This window comes from Thalassotalea sp. G20_0 (genome assembly GCF_017744175.1).
In the GTDB taxonomy this organism is placed as follows: domain Bacteria; phylum Pseudomonadota; class Gammaproteobacteria; order Pseudomonadales; family Endozoicomonadaceae; genus Endozoicomonas.
The window spans coordinates 1-909 of record NZ_JAGHQV010000290.1; the positions used below are offsets into that span (position 1 = coordinate 1).

At 56.9% G+C, this 909-nt stretch carries 2 protein-coding genes; one reads left to right on the forward strand and one right to left on the reverse strand.

The annotated features are described in order from the left end of the window. On the reverse strand, positions 1 to 191 hold a 191-nt coding region (locus J7438_RS26105; protein ID WP_209278946.1), incomplete at its 3' end, for a hypothetical protein. Between J7438_RS26105 and J7438_RS26110 the strand changes: the two genes are divergently transcribed. Then, on the forward strand, positions 186 to 909 hold a 724-nt coding region (locus J7438_RS26110; RefSeq protein ID WP_209278947.1), incomplete at its 3' end, for a hypothetical protein. The genes J7438_RS26105 and J7438_RS26110 overlap by 6 nt on opposite strands.

A 909-nucleotide genomic window follows, 5' to 3' on the forward strand; every position in this document is an offset into this window, starting at 1 on the left:
AGGCGGTTCAAGACAAGCCAATCGACCGGGAGCTGATCAAGCGCATTGCTTCCATGAATAGTTGCAAAGGCTTCCCCACAAAGGCGCAAGTGGAGGCCTTTATGACCATACCTTGCCTGAGACAGGGTTGGCAGCCCGGGGGCGACGAGGACGTTCAAGGCAAGCCGATCGACCGGGCGCTGCTCATGCACATTGCTTCCATGAATAGTGGCAAAGGCTTCCCGGAAAGAGGGCAGGTAAAAGCCTTCATGACCATGCCTTGTCTGAAGCAGGACTGGCAGCCAGGTAATGACGTGGCCGTTCAAGACAACCTTATTGATCGGGATCTGCTTGTGCGCATTGCTTCCATGTATAGTTGCAAAGGCTTCCCGACAAAGCTGCAAGTGGCAGCCTTTATGGCCATACCTTGCCTGAGACAGGGCTGGCAGCCCGGGGGCGACGAGGACGTTCAAGGCAAGCCTGTCGACCGGGCGCTGCTCATGCACATTGCTTCCATGAATAGTTGCAAAGGCTTCCCGACAAAGCTGCAAGTGGCAGCCTTTATGACCATACCTTGCCTGAGACAGGGCTGGCAGCCCGGGGGCGACGAGGACGTTCAAGGCAAGCCGATTGACCGGGCGCTGCTCATGCACATTGCTTCCATGAACAGTGGCAGAGGCTTCCCGGAAAGAGGACAGGTAAAAGCCTTCATGACCATGTCTTGTCTGAAGCAGGACTGGCAGCCTGACGAGGCCTTTCAAGACAAGCCCATCGACCGGGAGCTGCTCAAGCGCATTGCCTCTATGAATAGTTGCAAAGGCTTCCCCACAAAGGCGCAAGTGGAGGCCTTTATGACCATACCTTGCCTGAGACAGGGCTGGCAGCCCGGGGGCGACGAGGCTGTTCAAGACAAGGCAATCGACCGGGCGC